Origin of the sequence: Mesorhizobium sp. M7D.F.Ca.US.005.01.1.1, from assembly GCF_003952545.1 — a bacterium.
GTDB classification, from domain to species: Bacteria; Pseudomonadota; Alphaproteobacteria; order Rhizobiales; family Rhizobiaceae; genus Mesorhizobium; species Mesorhizobium loti.
In genome coordinates this window covers 4322633-4343733 of record NZ_CP034453.1, presented here as the reverse complement: position 1 = coordinate 4343733, position 21101 = coordinate 4322633, and the positions used below count along the sequence as shown (strand labels likewise).

Annotated in this window: 25 protein-coding genes and 1 tRNA gene; 12 read left to right on the top strand and 14 right to left on the bottom strand. The window is 62.8% G+C overall.

Features of this window, described 5'->3' with window-relative positions; genetic code table 11:
- Window positions 1-13: 13 nt before the first annotated feature.
- The 4 genes from EJ076_RS20830 to rpiA all read right to left on the bottom strand — a co-directional run bounded on the left by EJ076_RS20830 (window position 14) and on the right by rpiA (window position 4122).
- Window positions 14-1162 (bottom strand): serine hydrolase domain-containing protein, encoded by a 1149-nt coding sequence (locus tag EJ076_RS20830; protein WP_206438730.1) that lies wholly within the window; start codon window positions 1160-1162, stop codon window positions 14-16.
- Between the two features lie 32 nt (window positions 1163-1194).
- Window positions 1195-2586 carry a glutathione-disulfide reductase gene (gene gor / locus EJ076_RS20825; protein WP_126069125.1) on the bottom strand — a complete coding sequence of 464 codons (1392 nt, stop codon included), beginning with the start codon at window positions 2584-2586 and terminating at the stop codon, window positions 1195-1197.
- Between the two features lie 218 nt (window positions 2587-2804).
- Complete coding sequence (locus tag EJ076_RS20820; RefSeq protein ID WP_109671253.1) at window positions 2805-3404, bottom strand: DUF2059 domain-containing protein; 600 nt, start codon at window positions 3402-3404, stop codon at window positions 2805-2807.
- Entirely contained in the window at window positions 3391-4122 is a 732-nt protein-coding gene (rpiA, locus tag EJ076_RS20815; protein WP_126069124.1) for a ribose-5-phosphate isomerase RpiA, read from the bottom strand. The genes EJ076_RS20820 and rpiA overlap by 14 nt, the downstream gene beginning before the upstream one ends.
- A 377-nt stretch (window positions 4123-4499) precedes the next feature.
- Between rpiA and EJ076_RS20810 the strand changes: the two genes are divergently transcribed.
- Window positions 4500-5183: a phosphoglycolate phosphatase gene (locus EJ076_RS20810; protein ID WP_126069123.1), complete on the top strand. Its 684-nt coding sequence runs from the start codon at window positions 4500-4502 to the stop codon at window positions 5181-5183.
- A 139-nt stretch (window positions 5184-5322) separates the two neighbouring features.
- Window positions 5323-5397: transfer RNA gene (locus tag EJ076_RS20805), tRNA-Val, on the top strand.
- A gap of 111 nt (window positions 5398-5508) precedes the next feature.
- On the opposite strand, the gene EJ076_RS20800 is transcribed toward EJ076_RS20805, so the two are convergent.
- The 5 genes from EJ076_RS20800 to EJ076_RS20780 form a co-directional block, all read right to left on the bottom strand.
- Entirely contained in the window at window positions 5509-6222 is a 714-nt protein-coding gene (locus EJ076_RS20800; RefSeq protein ID WP_109671250.1) for a DUF6544 family protein, read from the bottom strand.
- A gap of 12 nt (window positions 6223-6234) precedes the next feature.
- A complete protein-coding gene (locus EJ076_RS20795) occupies window positions 6235-6603 on the bottom strand; it encodes a hypothetical protein (RefSeq protein WP_109671249.1) in 369 nt (122 codons plus the stop codon).
- Window positions 6600-7658 (bottom strand): nitroreductase family protein, encoded by a 1059-nt coding sequence (locus EJ076_RS20790; protein ID WP_348629894.1) that lies wholly within the window; start codon window positions 7656-7658, stop codon window positions 6600-6602. The genes EJ076_RS20795 and EJ076_RS20790 overlap by 4 nt, the downstream gene beginning before the upstream one ends.
- A 266-nt stretch (window positions 7659-7924) precedes the next feature.
- Window positions 7925-8134 (bottom strand): hypothetical protein, encoded by a 210-nt coding sequence (locus EJ076_RS20785; RefSeq protein ID WP_109671247.1) that lies wholly within the window; start codon window positions 8132-8134, stop codon window positions 7925-7927.
- Between the two features lie 190 nt (window positions 8135-8324).
- A complete protein-coding gene (locus EJ076_RS20780; RefSeq protein WP_126069120.1) occupies window positions 8325-8678 on the bottom strand; it encodes a hypothetical protein in 354 nt (117 codons plus the stop codon).
- A 757-nt stretch (window positions 8679-9435) separates the two neighbouring features.
- Here EJ076_RS20780 and EJ076_RS20770 point away from each other — a divergent pair.
- The 3 genes from EJ076_RS20770 (at window position 9436) to EJ076_RS20760 (ending at window position 11304) form a co-directional block, all read left to right on the top strand.
- Entirely contained in the window at window positions 9436-9693 is a 258-nt protein-coding gene (locus EJ076_RS20770) for a PepSY domain-containing protein (RefSeq protein WP_126069118.1), read from the top strand.
- 144 nt (window positions 9694-9837) lie between these two features.
- Window positions 9838-10545: a lysozyme inhibitor LprI family protein gene (locus tag EJ076_RS20765; protein ID WP_245463102.1), complete on the top strand. Its 708-nt coding sequence runs from the start codon at window positions 9838-9840 to the stop codon at window positions 10543-10545.
- A gap of 276 nt (window positions 10546-10821) precedes the next feature.
- Window positions 10822-11304 (top strand): hypothetical protein, encoded by a 483-nt coding sequence (locus EJ076_RS20760; protein WP_164548692.1) that lies wholly within the window; start codon window positions 10822-10824, stop codon window positions 11302-11304.
- Window positions 11305-11324: 20 nt separating this feature from the next.
- Here EJ076_RS20760 and EJ076_RS20755 read toward each other — a convergent pair whose 3' ends face one another.
- Together EJ076_RS20755 and EJ076_RS20750 are read right to left on the bottom strand one after the other, a co-directional pair.
- On the bottom strand, window positions 11325-13208 hold the full coding sequence (locus EJ076_RS20755; RefSeq protein ID WP_126069115.1) for a murein L,D-transpeptidase: 1884 nt from the start codon (window positions 13206-13208) through the stop codon (window positions 11325-11327).
- Between the two features lie 211 nt (window positions 13209-13419).
- Window positions 13420-14166 (bottom strand): 3-oxoacyl-ACP reductase family protein, encoded by a 747-nt coding sequence (locus EJ076_RS20750; protein WP_126069114.1) that lies wholly within the window; start codon window positions 14164-14166, stop codon window positions 13420-13422.
- A gap of 99 nt (window positions 14167-14265) precedes the next feature.
- Between EJ076_RS20750 and EJ076_RS20745 the strand changes: the two genes are divergently transcribed.
- Both EJ076_RS20745 and EJ076_RS20740 read left to right on the top strand, forming a co-directional pair.
- Window positions 14266-14880 (top strand): TetR/AcrR family transcriptional regulator, encoded by a 615-nt coding sequence (locus EJ076_RS20745; protein WP_126069113.1) that lies wholly within the window; start codon window positions 14266-14268, stop codon window positions 14878-14880.
- A 55-nt stretch (window positions 14881-14935) separates the two neighbouring features.
- Window positions 14936-15331: a rhodanese-like domain-containing protein gene (locus EJ076_RS20740; protein ID WP_056587731.1), complete on the top strand. Its 396-nt coding sequence runs from the start codon at window positions 14936-14938 to the stop codon at window positions 15329-15331.
- A gap of 13 nt (window positions 15332-15344) precedes the next feature.
- Here the strand turns inward: EJ076_RS20740 and EJ076_RS20735 are convergent, their stop codons facing one another.
- Window positions 15345-16253 carry an alpha/beta fold hydrolase gene (locus EJ076_RS20735; protein ID WP_126069112.1) on the bottom strand — a complete coding sequence of 303 codons (909 nt, stop codon included), beginning with the start codon at window positions 16251-16253 and terminating at the stop codon, window positions 15345-15347.
- A gap of 47 nt (window positions 16254-16300) precedes the next feature.
- Between EJ076_RS20735 and EJ076_RS20730 the strand changes: the two genes are divergently transcribed.
- The gene (locus tag EJ076_RS20730; protein WP_109671239.1) at window positions 16301-16753 is read left to right on the top strand and encodes a MarR family transcriptional regulator; all 453 of its coding nucleotides are present in this window, start codon (window positions 16301-16303) and stop codon (window positions 16751-16753) included.
- A 20-nt stretch (window positions 16754-16773) separates the two neighbouring features.
- Here the strand turns inward: EJ076_RS20730 and EJ076_RS20725 are convergent, their stop codons facing one another.
- Together EJ076_RS20725 and EJ076_RS20720 are read right to left on the bottom strand one after the other, a co-directional pair.
- Window positions 16774-17385, bottom strand: coding sequence for a pyridoxamine 5'-phosphate oxidase family protein (locus tag EJ076_RS20725; protein ID WP_109671238.1), 612 nt, complete (start codon window positions 17383-17385; stop codon window positions 16774-16776).
- Window positions 17386-17458: 73 nt separating this feature from the next.
- Complete coding sequence (locus EJ076_RS20720; protein ID WP_109671237.1) at window positions 17459-17812, bottom strand: DUF971 domain-containing protein; 354 nt, start codon at window positions 17810-17812, stop codon at window positions 17459-17461.
- Window positions 17813-18010: 198 nt separating this feature from the next.
- Here EJ076_RS20720 and moaA point away from each other — a divergent pair, with 198 nt between their 5' ends.
- From moaA to EJ076_RS20700, 4 genes are all read left to right on the top strand, one after another.
- Window positions 18011-19006: a GTP 3',8-cyclase MoaA gene (gene moaA / locus EJ076_RS20715; protein ID WP_126069111.1), complete on the top strand. Its 996-nt coding sequence runs from the start codon at window positions 18011-18013 to the stop codon at window positions 19004-19006.
- A 56-nt stretch (window positions 19007-19062) separates the two neighbouring features.
- Window positions 19063-19536 carry a hypothetical protein gene (locus EJ076_RS20710; protein WP_126069110.1) on the top strand — a complete coding sequence of 158 codons (474 nt, stop codon included), beginning with the start codon at window positions 19063-19065 and terminating at the stop codon, window positions 19534-19536.
- Between the two features lie 120 nt (window positions 19537-19656).
- A complete protein-coding gene (locus EJ076_RS20705; protein ID WP_126069109.1) occupies window positions 19657-20016 on the top strand; it encodes a hypothetical protein in 360 nt (119 codons plus the stop codon).
- 121 nt (window positions 20017-20137) lie between these two features.
- Window positions 20138-21058 (top strand): DMT family transporter, encoded by a 921-nt coding sequence (locus tag EJ076_RS20700; protein WP_126069108.1) that lies wholly within the window; start codon window positions 20138-20140, stop codon window positions 21056-21058.
- The last annotated feature ends 43 nt before the right edge of the window (window positions 21059-21101 follow it).

Here is a 21101-nt window from a genome sequence, read left to right as displayed (position 1 = left end):
GCCCTTCCCCGTCTCAGGTTTGCCTGCCATAGACCGCGTCGCGCAGTGCATCGGGGAAGGCGCCCGTCATGCCTGATATGGCGGTGTTGGTCAGCGCCACCACCGTCAGGTCGAGCGACGGATCCACGAACCAGGAATGACCGTAGACACCGCCCCACCGCCAGGTGCCGGCGGCCTGCGGCGTCGACGCGGCAAGCGGGTCGCGCAGGACGCCAAATCCGAGACCCCAGCCCCAGCCGGGCATGGTGGTCTCCAGGCCCGCTATTGCGTCCGTGGTCATAGCCGCTGCCGTTTCTGGGCGGATAACCGATTCACCCCTGGAACGCAGCGCCTCAAGAAGCTTGAGGACGTCGCCGGCGGTGCCGTTCATGCCGGTGCCGCCCGAGGCGAAAGACGCGGGATCGAAGACGCGCCCAGGCGAAAATGAGATGGCGCCATCGCCGAAGGGCACGCGATGTTGCTCGCCCATGGCGATGGCCTTGCCGGGTCCATCGGCGTAAGGCGTCACCAGCCGCGATCGATCGCGCACGACAAAGGCTGCGTCATCCATGCCGAGCGGCTGGACGACCAGGCGATCGACCAGCTCCGGCAGGGTGGCGCCAGTGGCTCTCGCCATGACTTCGCCCAGCACATCCATCGCCACCGAATAACCCCAGCCTGTCCCCGGCACATAAGACAGCGGCACCGAGGCGACGCGGCTGAGGTTCTCGGCCATCGAAAGACCGGGCTGGTCGAGACCGTCGGAGACCCCGGCGCGATGATAGGGTCCGCCGGCCGCTTCGCGGAAACCGTAGGTCAGGCCGGCGGTGTGCGTCAGCAGCTGTCGCAGGGTAATGACGGGCGCGCTGCCATCCACCAGCTTCGGCCGGAATTCAGGGATGAATTTCGCTGTGGGATCGTCGAGGCCGATCACGCCAGCTTCGACGAGAGCAAGTGCCGCGGTCGCGACGACGGGTTTGGTCACCGACGCCAGCCGGAAGATCGCGTCCGCCGCCATCGGTTTCCTGGATTCGCGGTCCGCAAGGCCGGCGGCGCGGCTGTAGAGGATTTCGCCGCGTCGGGCGACAAGGATCACCGCGCCGACAATGCGCTCCTCCTCGACGGCCCTGTCGACAACCTGATCGACGCGTCCGCCAAAGTCATGGTCGAGCGGTGCGGGCATTGATTGCTCCCTTGGCGACGAGCCAACCGGCATCAGCCGACGCGCTCGCCGTCCTTCACGCGATAGGTCGGCTTGTACATGGTGACCAGTTCTTCCGCCGCTGTCGGATGCACCGCCATTGTCCGGTCGAAATCATCCTTGGTCAGCCCGGCTTTCAGCGGAATGGCGAGAAGCTGCGCCATCTCGCCGGCATCCGGCCCCAATATGTGGGCGCCAAGCACTTTCTTCGACGCGCCATCGACCACCAGCTTCATCAGCATCTTCTCGTCGCGCCCGGACAGCGTGTGCCGCATCGGCCGGAATGTCGCGCGGTAGATCTCGATGTCGGGGAATCGTTTGACGGCATCGTCCTCAGACAGGCCGACGGTGCCGATCTCCGGCTGTGAAAACACTGCGGTCGCGATCGTCTGGTGGTCGGGTGCGGTCGGATTTCCCTTGAAGGCGGTTTCGATGAAACACATCGCCTCGTGGATCGCCACCGGCGTCAGTTGTACGCGGTTGGTGACGTCGCCGATCGCCCAGATGTTGTCGACGTTGGTGCGCGAGTATTCGTCGACCGCGATCGCGCCGGTCTTGGTCATCTCCAGACCGATGCCTTCCAGGCCCATATTCTCGGTGTTGGGAATGCGGCCGATGGCCAGCATCACCTGGTCGACCGTCAGCACCTTGCCGCCGCTGACGAGCGCGTCGAGCCGGCCGTCCGGCCGCTTGCGCACCCATTCGGATACGGAATGGCAGAGGATCTTTATCCCCTTCTTCTCCATCGTCTCGTGCAGCATGCGCCGCAGATCCATGTCGAAGCGGCTGAGGATCTCCTTGCCGCGATAGACCAGCGTGGTGTCGACGCCGAGGCCGTGGAAGATGTTGGCGAATTCGACGGCGATGTAGCCGCCGCCTTCGATCATGATCGCCTTGGGCAGCTCCTTGAGGTCGAAAGCCTCGTTGGAAAAGATGCAATGTTCGTGGCCGGGCAGCGCCGGATGCGCCGCCGGGCGGCCGCCGGTGGCGATCAGGATCTGGTCTGATGTGACGGTGCGATCCTCGCTGAGAAGATGCACCACATGCGGGTCGACGATCATGGCGCGCGAATGAAAAGCCTCGCCGCCGGCGCCCTCGACGTTCCTCTTGTAGATCGCCTCCAGCCGGCTGATCTCGCGATCCTTGTTGGCAACCAGCGTCTGCCAGTCGAAACTGGCTTCCGGCACCGTCCAGCCATAGCCGGCGGCATCGGCAAAATGCTCGGGAAATTGCGAGGCATAGACATAGAGTTTTTTCGGCACGCAGCCGCGGATGACGCAGGTGCCGCCATAGCGGTATTCCTCGGCGATGCCGACGCGCTTGCCGAGCGCGGCCGCCACACGCGCCGCGCGCACCCCGCCCGAGCCGCCGCCGATGACGAAAAGATCGTAGTCGTAACCGGCCATGACGCGGCTCCCTAGGCTTCAGAAATGTGAGAGACAGGTAGGCCGCAAAACGTCAAAAGAAAAGCCCGGACAAGCCGGGCTTTTGCTGATGGCCGCTTGAGCATGATCCCGAAAAGTGGAATCCGGTTTTCTCGGACAAACGGAAACCGTTTGTCCAGAGATCATGCTCAAATAAAGAGCTAGAGCCCCAGGGCTCTAGGCCGTTTTGAAATGCAGGATCAGTTGTTGTCCGCGGGGGCCGCACCATCGGCCGGTGCTGCGTCATCCGCCGGAGCGGCTCCGTCCGCGGGCGCCGCTGGTGCTGCCTGCGCCTTTGCCTTGGCGGCAGCCGCCAACGTTTCGCCGACCTGCTGGGCAAGATCGCGACCGAGGCCGTTCTGCCAGATGTCGGCTGCCTTGACCAGGTCGCGGGTCACCGTCGGGCCGCTGTCGAGCAGCTTCTTGCCCGAATCGGAATTGTAGAAGGCGGCGATATCGGTCAGTTCCTTTTCGGAGAACACTTTTGCGTAAGCGAGTGCTGCTTCCTTCTCGAGGTCAGCGCGGCGCGAAGCCAGCGCCAGCGCCTTCTCGCTGATCGTCTTGCCGATCAGTTCCTGCATGTCCGGGTTCTTCTGGATGAGCTGCGACTCAAGCGCGGCGGCCGCCTGCGGCAGGATGTTGTCGAACGGGTCGGTCGCGTGGATCGCCGCGACGGCCGCGCGGGCGGCCTTCAGGTGCGATTCCGTGACATCCTGTGAAAACGCCGGCGAAGAGAAGGCAAGAACGGCCGAGGCCGCCAGAACGGCGCAAAGGCTGCGAACCCGGTTATGCAACATCATGATCGGTAGAACTCCCTGGTTTTCGGGCGGCATGGACGGTTTGTATACCGTCGCCGCCGGCGATGATGGCCGCTGAAGCCAGCCCGATGAAAAGACCATGCTCGACCACGCCCGGAATGGCGTGGAGAGCATTCGAAAGCGCTCTTGTATCCGGAATGCGGCCAAAAGATGCATCGAGGATAAAATGGCCGCCGTCTGTAACAAAAGCCTGGTCCCCCGTCATCCTCAATATAACCGGACCGGAAAGGCCGAGCTGTTCAGCCGCGGCGCCAATCGCGATTTCGGTGGCGCGCAGGCCGAACTTGTTGACTTCGATCGGCAGGGGAAAACGGCCGAGCGTCTCGACCATCTTCGACCGGTCGGCAATAACGATCATGCGCTGGGACGCCGCGGCGACGATCTTCTCGCGCAGCAGCGCGCCGCCGCCGCCCTTGATCAAGGTCAGCTCCGGGTCGACTTCGTCGGCGCCGTCGACGGTGAGGTCGAGCTCAGGTGTTTCCTCCAGCGTCGACAACGGCACGCCGAGCTCCCGGCACAGCAACGCGGTTCGCTCCGAAGTCGGCACGCCGACGATGGTCATGCCGGTGGCGACCTTTTCGGCAAGCAGCCGCACGAACTCTTCGGCCGTGGTGCCGGTGCCGATGCCGAGCCGCATGCCGTCGCTCACATAAGTGAGCGCCGCGCGTGCGGCTTCGACCTTCAATTGCCTTGCATCCATGCCGCTTGCTGCCCCGAAACCTGACGTTTTGGGCTCCTAGCATCTTTGCCGGTCTGGTCAAAGCCCTTGGCAGCGGCCTGCTGCTGTTGGCGAGAGGCATGTTGTGCACGCGCGGACAATGAGCGCGGGCAGCCATGATAGGAATTTTTTCTTGATCCGGTGACGGCAGCTATGCTACATATTTGTCGATGGTGCTGATTTGCGCCAACGACCCGCCGCCGTGGCGGGTTTTTCATTTCGGGCAGCTCGCCGCGAAATGTCCAGCTCTTGGGCTGCCTGAGCGAGCTTTGCCAAGCCGGCTTGCCGCCAGTCAGCTTGCCATGACGCGTCGCAGCCTTTATCGCCTCCCCCTTGTACAAATCTGCGCAGGACTGACCATGACCCGCCCGATCATCGTGTTCGACCTCGACGGTACGCTGATCGACACAGCGCCGGACCTGCTCGACAGCTTGAACCACAGCCTTGCCGCCAGCGCGCTCGCGGCGGTCGACGAGGCCGGCTTCAGGCGCTTTGTCGGTCACGGCGGCCGGGTGATGATCGAGCGGGCGCACGCGGCCCAGCAGCGATCGCTCGATGTCGCGGAGCACGACCGGCTGCTGAAACTCTTCCTCGACCACTACACAATCAACATCCCCGGCAAGTCACGCCCCTACCCCGGTGTCGTCGAGGCGATCGCGCGCTTCGAGAAGGCCGGCTATCTCCTGGCCATCTGCACCAACAAATACGAAGCCAACTCGCTGGCGCTGATCGAGGCGCTCGGCCTGACCAAACATTTCGCCGCGATTGCCGGACAGGACACGTTCGCCTTCCGCAAACCCGACCCGCGCCATCTGATCGAGACCATCAAGCTGGCCGGCGGCGACCCGCATCGCGCGCTGATGGTCGGCGATTCGCAAACCGACATCGACACCGCCAAAGCCGCCGGCATTCCGGTGGTGGCGGTCGATTTCGGCTACACCGACCGCCATGTGCGGGAGTTCGAGCCCTCGGCGGTGATCTCGCATTTCGACGCGCTGACGCTCGACCTGGCGCAGAAGCTGATCGCTGCTGCGGGAAACTGACCGGAAAGCGGCCGGCGTCGGTCGGAGACAGGGCCGAAAGGACAGCAAATCCGATCCTTGTCAGAACGCCGGACACCGCCTTGACTTACCGCACCTGCCTCCCTTATATCGCGGCTCGCTTGGCCTTCGGGCAACGAGCGGGCGATTAGCTCAGCGGGAGAGCACACCCTTCACACGGGTGGGGTCGCAGGTTCAATCCCTGCATCGCCCACCATCTAGCCAACAAGATTGGTTGGATGATTTGGCTTTCATGGAAATCCCTGAAAAAAGCTGACTGGCGCGTGATCAGAAAAGACCGTCGGCGGGTTGGGCTTGTGGTGCAAGATCAGGCGCTATCGTCGAACGCCTCCCAACGGTCGATCCGGCCTTGCCAATAGACGATCTCCTTGCCGTCGATTTCCCAGGCGACCTCCCCGGCAAACGGAAGCCACATATTGCCGTGACGGCGATAGTCGGAGAAACGGCCGCGCCATGGCGTTGGCAGGATTGGTGCCGTGGCCGAACGCGGCCTGTCGGGCGCGAAGGCACCAGCAATCCTCCCGTCGCCGTCGAGGCTGAGCGTGACTTCGACCGCTGTTTCTCCCATACCGGCGCTCACGGCGAGCCTGTCGGGACCGTCTTCCCGCCAGCGCAGCGCGCTGTTGAGCAAAATAGCGTCGGGCGCCCAGGCAAGTTCGGCGAGGTATCGCATCAGCTCGCCGCGCATAAGCGCCGACGAGTGCTCGGCGCGGGCGAGCGGAATGACGCCAAGCGCCATGATATCAAGCTGCCCCTGGCCGCCTTTCAAGGCATCGCGCGCCGAGATCATACCAAAGGGACCAAACCGCGCCCGCCAATCGAAGGCACATTCGGAAGTCGAGATCGTCTGCGTTGCGGTAAATGACATCCAGGACGTGGCTTCAAGCTTCTGTTTCATCCGTCCTGTTTGCTTGAGCTTGACCGTCGTTCGGCTCGTGCCGGGTCTGACACCGAGCCGCAGCGCAAGGTCATGGACAGCGGCCGGCAACCGCTTCCCGATTAGAACAGCATCCTCAGCCATTAAGCGGCCTTCCTATCTTGACGCATTGCTCCACCTCGCGAGGGTGGCCGCTATCCCAGCCACATAGAGGGTACCGAAGATCAGCTTGTTGTGACGTGCAAGCCATTCTGGAAGGTAGATATCGAAGTTGTCGCGCCGCTCGTCGGTGTAGCGCGCGGCAACGGATGTGAGCGGGCATTGCCATCCGTTCAGGACCAGCACGAGCACCTCTACCAGGACGACACCGATCGATAGGGCGGCATGGACATAGTCGTCCCGCAAGGCGAACACCCAGATTGCGAGGATGCACGCGACGAAAAAGACCCAGACGATGGTGTGAATGACCTTGATGGTCACGAGCCGCGCCGCCGAGGAGGATGAGCCCTGCGCAGGAGCGTTCAAGATAGGATCACACTTTCCGCGGGCCGGCGTGCCGAAAAGGGGAGCGCGGCTCCATAGCCGAAGCGCATGACGAGATCAGGTCGCCGACCGGGCAGACCGACAAGTGCCGCCAGGTCCGGCCGCAGGCTGGCGACTTCGACGGGCTGGTTGATGAAAGCATGCTTGAGGCCGAGCGCGGTGGCTTGCAACGCGAAACGCTGGCAGGCGCGGCCCGCCAGGACCCAATGCTCACGGTCTTCCTTCCGCGCGACGAAGACGGCGATACCTGCCGAAGAGGCGAGTTGTCTTGCGTATTTTTCGTTCTCGGCTTTGGCTTTGAAAACGAGATCGAACATAATCGGACCAAGCCAGGCCGGAAGGGCGGGATTGCCGCTTGATGCACTGAAGAGGCCGTCACCGGTCAAGATCGCCTGCCGGGGGCTGAAGCGCAGCCAAGCCTTCAGCTCCCGCACGAAGGCGGCGTCGGCGATCTGCGCGGTGTTGCCCGCGAGGACCAGGTCGCGCACGCGCTCGATCCGTGCCCGATCCGTGGTCAGAACGAGATCGACGCCCGGCACGGCCGCAGCGGCGGAAAGTGTCTGCAAGTCGCGGTTGCTGACGGCTTTGCCGTCGTAGTCGCCGCGCGTTGATTGCCGCTTTGGGATCGCATCGAACAGAGCGGGCTCGGCAGGTGCCCCACCCCCGAACGTGTACATCACGCCACCGTCATTCTCCGGCCCGAAACTGAGTTCGCCCGGCCTGCTTCGGGCGCCGCAGGCAATGGCCAAATTCTCAGCCGCGCAGCCAAGGCTGGCGAAAAGATGGTGATTGTCGGGGTCAACGATAGCGATCTGTCGCGTCAAGTCGGGCAGGATTTCGATCCCGGCGTCGCTGATCCTGAACCGCCACGGCTGGGTGTTGTGGCTGTTCGCCGCCAGCGTAGCGTAGCGGATCAGGTCGCTCATCCCAGGCGCTTGCGTCAATGCCGAGCGGGTCGCGGCCACCGAGGCGTTGTAGTCCTCCATCGAACCCATGTTTCGGAGCCCTAAAAAGGCAACTCCGGCACCGGCGACCACGAGGGCGCCTCCGCCAACCAGATAATGCCGCCTGTTCATCGAATTGGCCGATCTGTCTTCGACAAGTGCGAAGCGGCCAGAAGTGACCGGTGCGGTTGTCTCTGGAAGACGTAACCGTCAAATGCGACATCGGTTCCCGATGATGCATCGCCTGGAAGAAACGGGCGGCTCTGCGCCGCGCTTCCATAGGCTTGACGAACGCCTCAGCAACTACAATCCGCCCCTTCCCCGCCAAAATTCTTCTGAGCGAAGTTCAAGGCGCTGCTTTAGCTCGTGTAGCTCTGGAACTGGCAAACGTCCGAGCCGTTTCGGACCTTCATCTGCTCGAGATCCCAGAACGAAACCTCGATGCGGTCGTTGGCGCAATAGACCGTGTAGCGTTCCGGCTCCAGCGCTCGGGCTTTCTGCACGGGCACGGAAACGGCCGGGATGGAAAGCACTGACAGTGCAAGCATGACGATGTGACGTGTGCGCATTTAAACCCCCAATGAACCCGCCGGCCCACTATGGCCACGGATAGTGAAGCGGCGCATCGTGGTTTTTTGGTGCTCGGCCTTCTTCCGGACCGCGGTACGTCTGTGGGCCGAAGTGGCCCTGCATTCCAGCTGTGGAATAAAGGTAAAGTCGGCGATGTCTGGTTGTGCCGATGGGCCGGTCGAGCCACGGTCAGCACTTCATCGAGTGCAGGATGGCCTGCATGTGCTCTTCCAGGTCGAGTTCACCCCGAGCCTCAGTGGTCAACAGGTAGTCGGCCTTGGCCCGGCGGTCGCCTCGGCTGATAGCAGGATAGGAGCAGATGGCCAGCAATGCTTCCTGTTCAATCCGGTCTGCCCGCTTGCGTTCGTGGCTGCTGCTGCCCGCTTGATGAACAACCCTGTGAAGCTCGACATAGGTGGCTTCATGGGCTCCGATCAGCGCCCGCAATTCGGGTGAGGCACCTTCCCCTTCAGCAAACGTCGGTTCGATGACCGAGGCCACGGCGGTGAACGCAAGAAGTGTACGGCGGGTGATTTTGGGCATGCCTCATATCCCTGCTGTCTGATCATGCAGGCACACCATAGCACCGGCGCAACGGTTCGAAGAGATGCTCTGGGACGCGACCACACTGTCTGCTGACAAAATATGTATTCGCTCCCGCAACTCGCCCTCCTGGCGGCAAGTGTGGCCTTAAGTCGCAACGATTGGCTTCCGAAAGCAGGGCCTCGGGCTTCATTGACGCGGCGACCAACACCATATGGTGATCCACAGCCCTCCAAAACGAGAGACGCTCGCCCTGACGCGGTTGCACTGCGACTGTCAGCCGGCAATGGCTATGAACCAGGAACCTGAAAAACCATGCCCGAAAATATCAGACCAATTTCGAAAGACGTCCCCCTCATTCAGCTAGGCGTCTACCAGTGCCGCTTCCCGGTGAGCGAAGACCGGTCAGTACCCGGCGGTTATCGTTTTTGTGCTGGGCCAACTTCGCCGGATCGCGTCTATTGCGATCACCACCACGGCATCGTGACCGCCGTCGACCCTCGTCGAACCCGTTCAGGTCTCCACCCCGCTCAACGACGCGCCGCGTAAGTTAAGCGGGCGGTGGCCTTTCGAACAGGCAGCAAGCGCCAACATCCTATGGCCACGAATAGTGAAGTGGCGCATCCGTGGTTTTTTGGCGCATGGCTTTTTTCTTCCGGTTAACTGCAAATCAGCGCGCTGAATGGCCCTGCATTCCAGCTGCGGAACAAACCGGCACGCCAGCGAGTTTCTGTCCGAGGAAAATTGAGGGAAAGCCATGTCCAGATTTCTGCTGGCGACCAGCGTCGCCGTTCTTCTTGCCGTCGGGCCGGCTTTGGCCGCGGACGACGCTCCGCTGCCGCTGCCCAATGCCAAGAAATTGTCGGAGATAATCGCCAAGGTCGAACAACGCGACGGCTTTCGCTATGTGAAAGAGGTCGACTGGGATAGTGGCGCCTACACCGTCACCTACTACACGTCGGACAAGGCGAAGGTCGAAATCACCTACGATCCCGTGACAGCCGAGCCAAAATAAGGGTCGCGGGCAGACCACTGCTTTCGCCCCAAATTGCCCATCCTTGGCGTATGATATCCAGGTCAGGCGCTGGCGGCGCCTTGAGGCAATTCTGCCGGCTTGGGGGCATGCATGCGATCTTCCGTTCGAATCTTTTCTTTGCTTGTGCTCGTTACCTTCCTGGCCGGCGGCATCCTTGGTGCCGCTCCGGCGCTGGCCGACGGGCCGTCCTTCGACTGCGGCAAGGCACGTCTATCGGCGGAAAAGGCGATCTGTGCCGACCCGCAGCTGTCGGCCATCGATCTGCTGATCTCAAAGGCGTTCAAGGATTTCGAGCCGGCGTTCGGCGGCGACAAGCGCATGATCGCCCGCGGGCTGATCGCCGACCGCAATGCCTGCGGTGGCGACACGGCCTGCATCGTCAGCGCGCTGAACAACGCGCTGCAAACCTACGGCAATGCGCAGTCATGGGTGCAGGATTACAATATTGCGCTGATCGGCAAGAAGGCGCTGGAAACCGCGGCACGCAACCCGGCAGGGACCGACCAGCCCCTGCCCCTAGGGATCGGGCAATGCGCGTCCACCCATATCGAGACGCTCACCACACGACTTGGCGACGATCCGCTGGAAACGGCCGGTCCCGAGGCGGGCAGCGCCGCGACATTCACCAATGGCGGCACCGCTGTCTCCTATGATCGCGAGCCTGGCCTGGCCGCCTCGAAGGTCGGCGAACCGGTCGAGATGTGCCTGATCTCGATTCCGAGGGATTGCCCGAAAGACGATGAACGCGGCCGGGTCTATTATTCCCTGGGCATCGTCGCAAAAGGCAGCTGGGCCTTGCCGGACTCGCAGCACATGTGCGGCGGCGCCTAAGGTGGGTTGAGATTCAGGCGAGGCCGGCCTGCGAACAGCAGTTTTCTGCGCTTCCCCGTTCTACCGCGTCGCGGTAGAACTGTGCTCACGTACTTTAAGTACGCTCCGCACCGGTTCTCGAAACCCGCCGCTCTCGACTCGGCCTGACCTGAATCTCAACACACCTAAACCGTGCTTCCGCGTTCGAAAGGCTGGCGGGGCCGGCACCACTTTACCCCTCCCCTTGCGTCAGTCTTGCTTTGATGGCTGACTGTCTTGCTAGGTGCCGCATTGGGGATGGGCATGGCGACGGCGAAGCACATACTGAAGCGCGTGTTGATGATGTTAGCCGGCTACTTTGTGTCGGTGCTGGTTGGCCTGATCGCCATCGCGGTCATCTATGCCGCGCTCAGTTCCTTGCCCAACGCGCCCGATTATTTCGACGTCATGGGCGTTTCGCCGATCGCGGTCCTGGTGGTGCCGCCGCTCGGCATGTTCGTCTATTTCCTGACGATTGTGGTGACCGCGCTGCAGACGCTGATCTTCGCGCTGATTGCCGAGTTCTTCTCGTTGCGCAACTTCCTGCTGCACATGGTCTTCGGCGCCGCCGCCGCGGTCGGCGGTTTCGCCCTGATCTGGCCGAGTGCGCCGGAGGACATGGACCCGGAACGCTGGGCCGACATCGGCATCATTGCCGCTGCCGGCCTTGTCGCCGGGTTGCTCTATTGGCTGATCGCTGGGCGGGACGCCGGCTTCCGGCGACCGCTGTCCGAGCGATAGAGGCCGAGGGGCTTCTTGCCTCAACTCGACGGCGAACGCACCGCCTCGGTGGCGTCCAGGGCCTGCTTCAGCCGTGTGTCGCGGTCGTAGACGTCGCCGAAATACTCGACCTTGCCGGACAGGTCAGGCCAGGCGGTGAAATAGGCGACATAGACAGGGATCGTGCGTGTCACATTCTCGGTCGAGTGGCCGTGCTTCAACTTCTCGGCGATGTCGTCCACCGAGGTGCCGAGCACCGCGGCCGCCATACCGCGCGGGTCCTGCAGCCGCACGCAGCCATGGCTAAGCGCACGCATGTCTTGCTTGAAGAACGATTTCTGCGGCGTGTCATGCATGTAGATCGCGTGCTTGTTGGGGAACAGGATCTTCAGCTCGCCCAGCGCATTGGCCTCGCTCGGCTGCTGGCGCACGCTGTAGGGGATGTTGGCGCCATAGGCGCCCCAGTTGACCGCCGACGAAGGAATACGCTTGCCGCGCGAATCGGTCACCTCGTAGCCGGCCCGGTCGAGATAGCCGGGATCGTTGCGCAATCTGGGCAGCATCTCGTTGACGATGATCGACTGCGGCACACCCCAATAGGGATGGAAATCGACCTGCTTGATCTGGTCGTAGAAGAAGGCGGTCTGGTTGGTGGTCCGGCCGACGACCACACGCGTCTTCAGCTTCTCCTCGCCATTGTCGATGTAACTCGCGGTGAAGGCCGGCTGGTTGATGAAGACACGCGGGCTGCCGAGATCGGAGGGCAGCCAGCGCAGTTCTTCCAGCGCCACTTCCACCTTCAGCAGCTTGTCGGCCTTGGATGTTCCGGCCAGCGTCGCGACGGTGCGCGGCCCGATGACGCCGTCGCCCTTCATGCCTGCCTTTTGCTGCACGGCCTTGATGATCGGAACCAGTTCCGGGTCATAGACTTCGCTGGTGGCCAGCCTGGACAGGATCTCGCCATAGGCGCCGCCCGTCTCGTCATCGAGATTACGCGCGATCAGTGTCAGCAGCTTCGGCAGTTCGGGGCTGGTTTCGCCCGGCTTCAGCAGCAGTTTGGGGTCGACGACGATTTCGTTTTCCGCACTGGCCTGCAGGGATTCCAGTTCGACGCGCAGCGCCTGGTATTCCGCATTCTGCGGATGCCGCGATTCGAGATAGGTGCGCACTTCCTGGGTATGCGCCAGCGTCTTCAGTACGCCTTGCAAGTCGAGCGGCTTGGCCGGGAAATCATAGTAGCCGGTCATGCGGTTGGGCTCGACGCGGCCGTTCTGGGCGTCATGGGCATAGCGCAGCACGCGCGCCGAAAGCGCCATCTCGAAGCGGACGAGCTCTTTCAGTTGCGCATTGGCGTCAGCCGTCGATGTGCCGGCGGCAGGCACTTCGACCGTGTAGTCGGCGGGTGTGAGGCCATAGCTTGCAGCCTCGCCAAGGACGCGCACCGCATCCTGCGCACGGCTGTTGAGGCTGGTTCCGGTTACCCAGATGAAATCCGGATTGGCCGAGTAATAGGCGATCAGCGCCTTGGCGATATCAGGCTCGGCGTAGAGTTCGTAGTCACCCAAGCTGGCAACCGCATCACGAAACGCAGCACCCGTGGCTGGCGGAACGAAGGCAGCGTCCTGCGGGGTCGCCGGCTGCGGCGCTGCAGTCAGCGCCGAGAAGTCGATGCGGACCAGCCGATCGGCCTTGTAGGTGTAGTAGGACGGGCTGCTGATTTTCACGCCGCCGCCGGCGCCGGCCGGGGCTTTTGGCTTGTGCTTCGGTGGCGGGGGCGGAAACTCGCCTTGCGGCGCGCGCTTGACGCCGCCGCCGAAAAGCATGTCGAAGAGCCCCTGCGCGCCTGCCTGAGGCACACCGAAAGCGAGCGTTGCCGTGATCGCCATCAGCGGCATCACGGTTGCTTTGTTTCCGAGGAATTTCATGGATCACCCGCTCCGGTCGCAACCGGTTCCCGTTCCGCACGCTCGATCGTCCCGCTCACCGCATGGCGGATGTAAGGCGCGACTATACTGATTCATACCGATTTCGTTAAGCTTTCATAAATTTTGGAACGCCTGTTGCAGAACGGTTTCACAACATCGTGACGGCTGGAGCAGAAGGTGTTTCCGCTCCAGCCGTGAAATCCCTTGCGGATCAGGCGTTGGCGCCGCCATCGATGGTCAGCGCGGCGCCGGTCACGAAACGGCCCTCCGGGCCTGCCAGCCAGGCGACCATGCCGGCGATGTCCTCGGCCTTGCCGAAGCGCGGTGTCGCCATCTTCTGGCGCTGGTGTTCGGCATGCGGGCCATCGGCCGGGTTCATGTCGGTGTCGGTCGAACCGGGATGAACGACATTGGCAGTGATGCCGCGCGGGCCAAGGTCGCGCGCCAGCGCCTTGGTCAGGCCGACCAGCGCCGCCTTGCTGGTCGAATAGGCGCCAAGACTGGTGTCGGTGACCCGTTCGGCGAGATTGCTGCCGATCGAGATGATCCTGCCGCCCTCACCCATATGCGCGGCTGCCGCCTTCGAGGCGATGAACGGGGCTCTGAGATTGACCTCCATCGTTTCATCGAAATCGGCCAGCGACAGCGTATCGATCGGCGCGGTACGCCAGATGCCGGCGCTGTTGACCAGGATGTCGAGCCGCCCGAATGCGGTCACGGCGTCGTCGACGGCCTTGTCTATGGCCACGGCATCGCGGTTGTCGGCCTTGAGCGCTATGGCGCGGCCGCCCTTGGCCTCGATGTCGGCGACAACAGCACGGGCCTGCTCCTCGCCATGTACATAAGTCAGCGCGACACTGGCACCATCGGCCGCGAGACGTCGCGCTATTGCCGCACCGATGCCGCGACTGCCGCCGGTGACGAGCGCGGCCTTGCCGCCCAGTTGATTGGATGACATCGATTTCTCCTTTTTGTAATGATCGATACATAAATATCTGTCAGCCTTGCCCGTCGGCGTCAACTGAATTATGTATCGATCAACACAGAAAAGAGCACCATGTCGGAACGAGGCCGTCCCCGCACCTTCGATCGAACCTCGGCATTGCGCTGCGCGATGGAGGTCTTTTGGGCGCGTGGCTACGAAGGCGCATCGATGAGCGAGCTGACCGCCGCCATGGGCATCAACTCGCCCAGCCTCTATGCCGCCTTCGGCAGCAAGGAGGCGCTGTTCCTCGAGGCGACGGAGCTTTATTCGCGCACCGAGGGCGCCGACATCTGGCTGGCGCTGGAGGAAGCACCGACCGCGCGGCTGGCGATCGAACAATTTCTGTGCCTGACGGCGAAAGCCTATGCGCAGACCGATCGCCCGCAGGGCTGCCTGGTCGCGCTTGGCGCGCTGCATCAGGACTCGAGCCGCGGCGCCATCTGCGATGATCTGCGCCGCCGCCGCGCCGAAAACCATAGCGCGCTGCAGAAGCGTCTCGAGCGCGGCGTTGCCGAAGGCGAACTGCCGGCGGATTTCGACGCCAGCGCCGTCGCGACCTTCTTCGCCACGGTTCAGCACGGCATGTCGATCCAGGCACGCGACGGGGCATCGTACGCCGCCCTGCTGGCGACGGTGGCTGGGGCCATGGCTGCCTGGAAGATGTTGGCCGGCACCGACGCAGCGTGACAAACGCCCGCCAGTATGCTCGAAATTCGCCGGCAAGGCCGGGAGGGACGAGAGCGTGAAAAAGGGTTATCGCGAACTGCTGGACGAGGCGAACGCCGAGATTGAAGTGGTTTCGCCGGAGGAAGCAGCCGGACTGCTCGACGATGAAGACACCATTTTCGTCGATCTGCGCGACCCTCGCGAGGTGGAACGCGACGGCAGGATTCCCGGCGCCAAACATGTCACCCGAGGCATGCTGGAATTCTGGATCGATCCCGAAAGCCCTTACCACAAGCCATTCTTCGCTTCGGGAAAGAGCTTCGTCTTCTTCTGTGCAGGCGGCTGGCGCTCGGCGCTGGCCACCAAGACGGCGCAGGACATGGGGCTTTCGCCGGTCAAGCACATCCTTGGCGGCTACACCGCCTGGAAAGCCGCCGGACTGCCGGTCGAACCCGGTGAAAAGAAGAAGTAAACTCGATCGACGCTCAATGCAGCAGCGACGGCTCGCGATGCGTCACGAAGCCGACCGCGCGTTCGATCACACCCTTGTCCGCAAGGATACGGCGGTGGCCGAGCCCATCGGCCCAGTAGAGCCGCACATGGGCGCCTGCGCCGGCATAGCGCCTTGCATGATCGGCCGAGACTTCGCGGTCGTCCGGTGCGTGGATGACCAGGGTCGGCACCGGCGCCTGGGCGAGTTGGCGGTCGCCGGTGAATTCGTGCAGAGGCCTGCCGGAAAGATGTTCGACACGGTCAGCCATGGCGACCTGTGAACGCGGCCCGACATTGAGCATCCGGCTGAAGTCGGCAAAAATCGCCGGCAGGGAACTTGGCGCCGCAATCAGCACCAGTCGTCCGGCCGCCAGTGGCGGAATGTTCTTGACCGAACCGGCGATGGCATTGGCGGCGACTGCGCCGCCGAAGGAATGGCCGACCGCCGCCACGAACGGGCCGAACCATTCGCCGGCAACCCGCACCGCATCCACCGCATTGACCATGTTCAACCGCCGGCCCTGCGACTGGCCGTGGCCAGGCAAGTCAAGCGAAACGACCCTGTAGCCGGCGGCACGATAGCCTTCGATCAACGCGCGCATATATTCGGTGCGTGAGCGCCAGCCATGGACGACAAGCACCGTGCCGGCGACTGCCCTGCCCGGCTCCGGTCGGAACTCGTGCACCATGACGCAGCCGGTCGCGGTCTTCAGCCGGTGATGACGCGCCTCAGTCATAAACTCGGCAGCGCGATCGATGGCGCGGCGCTCGCCATCGCTGAGCGCCTTGACGCTCGGCGTGCGGCAGAACAATTCGAACGCCGCTCGCCCGGTCAGGCGTGGCGCGACACGCTCGGCCGCACCAAACACGCCCCGGATGACCTTCAGCCCGAATGATGCCATAGTGAGAATCCATCCATACGTTCAAGCATGAACATAATAGTTCAAAGATGAACAATAAACAAGAGCTACCTTGGGACAACCCGCGTTTTCGCAACTGGGTCGCGGTGGCGCGCGCCTGCCATGTGCTGGAACGCACGCTGGCGGTGAAGCTCGCGCCGCTCGACCTGAAGCCGGCGCAGCTCGACGTGCTGATGAACCTCTACCGCCATCCCGGCATGTCGCAGCACGACCTTGCACGCAAGCTGCTCGTCGGCCGTTCCAACATCACCATGCTGCTGCCGCAGCTGGAAGCGCGCGGCCTGCTGCGCCGCGAAGGCGATGAAAAGGACAAGCGAATCTTGCGGCTCGCCCTGACGGAAGCCGGCGAGGCGCTGCTGATGCAGGCGCTGAAAGTGCATATGGCGCTGATCGAGAAGGCGATGAGCCAGTCGACACCGGAACAGTGCGACATGATCGGCGATCAGATGCGCAAGATCTATGAGGTTCTGAAAGAGGCTTGAGCGCCCCTTTCAGCCCAGACTTACCACATCGTCTTCTTCGCCCGCTCCGGCCATTCCTTGTCGTAGGTCTCGCCGTCGATGGTCTTGCGGCTGGTGATTTCCAGGATCCGTCCGGGTGTCGGCAGCGACTTCGGGTCGACATGCCTTGCCGGATTCCAGAGCTCGGAGCGGACAATGGCGCGGGCGCATTGGAAATAGACCGAATCGACATCGACAACGGTCACCGAGCGCGCGGCCTTGCCGTCCACCATGAAGGAAGCACACAGCGCTGTATCCATGGTGATATGAGCACGACCATTGACGCGCAGCGTCGTGCCGGAGCCCGGCACCAGGAACAGCAGGCCGACGCGCGGGTCGCGGATGATGTTTCTGAGCGAATCGGCGCGGTTGTTGCCGCGACGGTCCGGCATCATCAGCGTTTTCGGATCGTGAATGCGCACGAAGCCGGCGAGATCGCCGCGCGGCGAACAGTCCAGCCCCTCCGGCCCGCCGGTCGCCAGCGCGACGAAAGGCGAGGCTTCGATGAAGGCGGCATACTCTGGAATGACGTGGTCGAGTTCCTTGACCAGCGAGGCCTCGCCTGGGACGCCATAGAGCGCCTCAAGTTGCTCGACCGTGGTGATGACGGACATCTTTTTCATCTCCAAACCTTTGCCGGCGCTACTCCAGATGTGTGACGTCTTCACGACACCAGCACGCCCAAGGCTAGCGGTCCCGGCTCAGGCCCTTTTCCGCAAGCTCGGCGAGATAGGCGTCCCAGCGCGCATCCTTCTCGTGGCCGAGCGTGTGCAGGTAATTCCAGGTGAAGATACCGGTGTCGTGGAAATCGTCGAAGGTGATGCGCACGGCGTAGTTGCCAACCGGCTCGATCTTGAGAATGGCCACATTGCGCTTGCCGGGGACCGTCACCCGCTGTTCGGGCGAATGGCCCTGCACTTCGGCCGATGGCGAGGCGACACGCAGCAATTCCGCCGGCAGTTCGAACGGCCGATGGTCGGGAAAGGTGACCGACAGCAGTTTGCGGTCCTTCGAGACCCGGAGTTCTTTCGGTGCGGTCATGCTGTTCGATCCCGTATCATCCACTTTCCCTACGCCGCTTCTCCAAACGGGAAAAGCCTGTTTCAGGCCGACCGACATGCGATGTCGGCGCAGAGATGTTACCAAAGATCGAGAGGCGGTATCTTGAATGAACGGCCGCATCGTATCACATAGCGGTATATAACGACGCCGTTCACGGCCACGGAAAGCGTTTGAAGCATGGACATGATCGACCCTTTCGGTCGCACGATCAGCTATCTCAGGGTGTCGGTCACCGACCGCTGCGATTTCCGTTGCACCTATTGCATGGCCGAGGACATGGCCTTCCTGCCGAAGAAGGACCTGCTGTCGCTGGAAGAACTCGACCGGCTCTGCACGGTCTTCATCGAAAAGGGCGTCAGGAGATTGCGCCTCACCGGCGGTGAGCCACTGGTGCGCAAGAACATCATGCATCTGGTGCGCCAGCTGTCGCGGCATCTCGACAGCGGCGCGCTGGAAGAACTGACACTGACCACCAACGGCTCGCAGCTGTCGCGCTTTGCCGCAGAACTCGCCGATTGCGGCGTCAAGCGCATCAATGTCTCGCTCGATACGCTCGATGCCGACAAGTTCCACAAGATCACCCGCTGGGGCCATCTCGACAAGGTCATGCAAGGCATCGATGCCGCGCAGGCGGCCGGGTTGAAGGTCAAGCTCAACGCGGTGGCGCTGAAGGATTTCAACGACGCCGAGCTGCCCGAGATGATGCGCTGGGCGCATGGCCGCGGCATGGACCTGACGGTCATCGAAACCATGCCGATGGGTGAGATCGACGCCGACCGCACCGACCAGTATCTGCCGCTTTCGCTGCTGCGCGCGTCGCTGGAGCGACAGTTCACGCTGACCGACATTCCCTTCAAGACCGGCGGCCCGGCCCGCTACGTCCATGTCGCCGAAACCGGCGGACGGCTCGGCTTCATCACGCCGATGACGCATAATTTCTGCGAGAGCTGCAACCGCGTCCGGCTGACCTGCACCGGCACCCTCTATATGTGCCTCGGCCAGGAAGATGCCGCTGACCTGCGCGCGCCGTTGCGGGCCTCCGAAGGCAACGAACTGGTCGCCGCGGCAATAGACGAAGCGATCGGCCGCAAGCCGAAAGGCCATGACTTCATCATCGACCGCCGCACCAGCCGCCCATCGGTGTCGCGGCACATGAGCGTCACCGGCGGCTGACCTTCCCGCCGATCTGTGCAAGAGTTGCCGTGCGGTCATCGACTTCGGGGCAAGACATGCGGCGGCTCTTTTCAATCGGGACGTTTTTCGCTGCGATCGCGGCGACCACCGCAATTGCCGCGCCGTTCACCTATGTGAACGAGCGCTTCGGCACCGTCTGCACCTTTCCCGACGATGTCTTCACCGAGCGCCAGCCCGAGCCCGACAATGGCGACGGACAGCAATGGCTGAGTGCCGATGGCGCCAGCCTGATCTGCTCGGGCATCCTCAACATCGACGACGACACGCCGAAAGGCTTTGTCGCGGCGGAGAAGGCGAGCAAGGAGCCGGGCTACAAGGTCACCTACAGCAAGGCCGGAAAGGACTGGGCAGTGCTGTCGGGCTTGAAGGATGGGAAGGTCTTTTACGAGCGGCGCCTGTTTGGCAGAGATGGTGTCATCCGCACGGTGTGGGTCGACTACCCGCCGGCCCTGAAGCCGAAATACGACCCGCTGGTCGGCGCCATCGCTGGCAGTCTCAAGGGGCCATGACGGTTTCGGACCACACCCCAGAAAAAGTCTTGTTCGCGAACCGCAGCCGGATTTACGGCCAGCTTGTTCCAGCCTAGCCTTCCCCTGGAAGCGGCTCTTCGCTCACAGGGGGAATACACCATGCGCAAACTCGTTCTTTCTCTTGCATTGCTTGGCCTCGCCGCCCTGCCCGCGGCGGCCCAGTCGATCGGCGGCACCTATACCGTCGCCGGCACCAACTTCGACGGCTCTGCCTATGACGGCGAGGCAACCATCGCGCTGACCAGCGGAACGACCTGCACCATCCACTGGGAGACGGGCGGCTCATCTTCCGACGGCATCTGCATGCGCAACGATGACGCCTTCTCCGCCGGCTATGTCATGGGCAAGGATATCGGCCTCGTCGTCTACAAGATGATGGACGACGGCTCGCTGCACGGTCTGTGGACGATCGCCGGCAAGGAAGGCAATGGCACCGAGGTGCTGACGCCGAAAAAGTAAGCTCTGCCGCCAATACAGGCGATCTTCTGGGCCACAAACAAGGCTGTGGCCCAGCCCTTTGCTGTTGCTGATTCATGCCTTGCTGTTACAGGCTTGCTGCATAGCAGAACCGGTAGCCGTCTTGCCCCTGTCTCCAAATCTTCGCGGCGCGTTGTTCATGGTGGTGGCGATGGCCGGCTTCTGCCTCAACGACGCCATCACCAAATACTCGTCGCAATCGATGAACATGGCGCAGGTCATGTTGATCCGTGGCGCCTTCGCTTCACTTTTAGTCGGCCTGCTCGCCTGGCAGCGCGGAGCGCTCGCCCGCCTAGCCTCGATGCTGCAGCCTCTGGTGGTCCTGCGCGTGATCAGCGAAGCCGGCGCAACAGTGAGTTTCCTCGTCGCCCTCGCCCATTTGCCGATCGCCAATGTTTCGGCGGTGCTGCAGGCGCTGCCGCTGGCGGTGACGATGGGGGCAGCTCTTGTCTTCGGCGAGGCTGTCGGATGGCGACGCTGGCTGGCCATCGCCATCGGATTTGCCGGCGTGCTGATCATCGTGCGGCCGGGCTTCGAAGGGTTCAGCATCTACTCGCTGTCGGCGCTGGCCAGCGTCGCCTGCTGCGCGGTGCGCGATCTCGCCACCAAGCGGATTCCCCAGGCCATTCCGACATTGCTGGTGTCGACCGCGACCGCGCTTGCCATGACAATTGTCGGCGCTTCGCTGTTGTCGCCGATGGGAGGCTGGACACCGATGACGGGCAACAGCACGGCCTTGTTGGCCTTGGCTGCTGTCCTGGTGCTGATCGGCTATCAGTTCATCATCATGGCGATGCGGGCGGGCGACATCTCCTTCATCGCGCCGTTCCGCTATACGGCGCTGATCTGGTCGATTCTGCTTGGCCTGTTCATCTTCGCCGATATTCCCGATCTTCCGATGATCGTCGGCGCCACCATCATCATCGGCTCCGGCCTCTATGCGCTCTACCGCGAGCGAGTGGTCGGCCGGCGAAAGATCGTCGCCGAAAGCACGGGGCCGACCATGGTGCCCGACGGAATCTAGCCAGGTCATTTGAAGGTTCTTGTGATTTCCGGCGGCTGGCGTA

What these genes read in the sequence shown, in the direction of transcription:
- EJ076_RS20830 (WP_206438730.1), bottom strand. Translation starts at nt 1,162, where the DNA reads ATGCCCGCACCGCTCGACCATGACTTTGGCGGACGCGTCGATCAGGTT.
- gor (WP_126069125.1), bottom strand. Translation starts at nt 2,586, where the DNA reads ATGGCCGGTTACGACTACGATCTTTTCGTCATCGGCGGCGGCTCGGGC.
- EJ076_RS20820 (WP_109671253.1), bottom strand. Translation starts at nt 3,404, where the DNA reads ATGATGTTGCATAACCGGGTTCGCAGCCTTTGCGCCGTTCTGGCGGCC.
- rpiA (WP_126069124.1), bottom strand. Translation starts at nt 4,122, where the DNA reads ATGGATGCAAGGCAATTGAAGGTCGAAGCCGCACGCGCGGCGCTCACT.
- EJ076_RS20810 (WP_126069123.1), top strand. Translation starts at nt 4,500, where the DNA reads ATGACCCGCCCGATCATCGTGTTCGACCTCGACGGTACGCTGATCGAC.
- EJ076_RS20800 (WP_109671250.1), bottom strand. Translation starts at nt 6,222, where the DNA reads ATGGCTGAGGATGCTGTTCTAATCGGGAAGCGGTTGCCGGCCGCTGTC.
- EJ076_RS20785 (WP_109671247.1), bottom strand. Translation starts at nt 8,134, where the DNA reads ATGCGCACACGTCACATCGTCATGCTTGCACTGTCAGTGCTTTCCATC.
- EJ076_RS20780 (WP_126069120.1), bottom strand. Translation starts at nt 8,678, where the DNA reads ATGCCCAAAATCACCCGCCGTACACTTCTTGCGTTCACCGCCGTGGCC.
- EJ076_RS20770 (WP_126069118.1), top strand. Translation starts at nt 9,436, where the DNA reads ATGTCCAGATTTCTGCTGGCGACCAGCGTCGCCGTTCTTCTTGCCGTC.
- EJ076_RS20760 (WP_164548692.1), top strand. Translation starts at nt 10,822, where the DNA reads ATGGGCATGGCGACGGCGAAGCACATACTGAAGCGCGTGTTGATGATG.
- EJ076_RS20755 (WP_126069115.1), bottom strand. Translation starts at nt 13,208, where the DNA reads ATGAAATTCCTCGGAAACAAAGCAACCGTGATGCCGCTGATGGCGATC.
- EJ076_RS20750 (WP_126069114.1), bottom strand. Translation starts at nt 14,166, where the DNA reads ATGTCATCCAATCAACTGGGCGGCAAGGCCGCGCTCGTCACCGGCGGC.
- EJ076_RS20745 (WP_126069113.1), top strand. Translation starts at nt 14,266, where the DNA reads ATGTCGGAACGAGGCCGTCCCCGCACCTTCGATCGAACCTCGGCATTG.
- EJ076_RS20735 (WP_126069112.1), bottom strand. Translation starts at nt 16,253, where the DNA reads ATGGCATCATTCGGGCTGAAGGTCATCCGGGGCGTGTTTGGTGCGGCC.
- EJ076_RS20730 (WP_109671239.1), top strand. Translation starts at nt 16,301, where the DNA reads ATGAACAATAAACAAGAGCTACCTTGGGACAACCCGCGTTTTCGCAAC.
- EJ076_RS20725 (WP_109671238.1), bottom strand. Translation starts at nt 17,385, where the DNA reads ATGTCCGTCATCACCACGGTCGAGCAACTTGAGGCGCTCTATGGCGTC.
- EJ076_RS20720 (WP_109671237.1), bottom strand. Translation starts at nt 17,812, where the DNA reads ATGACCGCACCGAAAGAACTCCGGGTCTCGAAGGACCGCAAACTGCTG.
- moaA (WP_126069111.1), top strand. Translation starts at nt 18,011, where the DNA reads ATGGACATGATCGACCCTTTCGGTCGCACGATCAGCTATCTCAGGGTG.
- EJ076_RS20710 (WP_126069110.1), top strand. Translation starts at nt 19,063, where the DNA reads ATGCGGCGGCTCTTTTCAATCGGGACGTTTTTCGCTGCGATCGCGGCG.
- EJ076_RS20705 (WP_126069109.1), top strand. Translation starts at nt 19,657, where the DNA reads ATGCGCAAACTCGTTCTTTCTCTTGCATTGCTTGGCCTCGCCGCCCTG.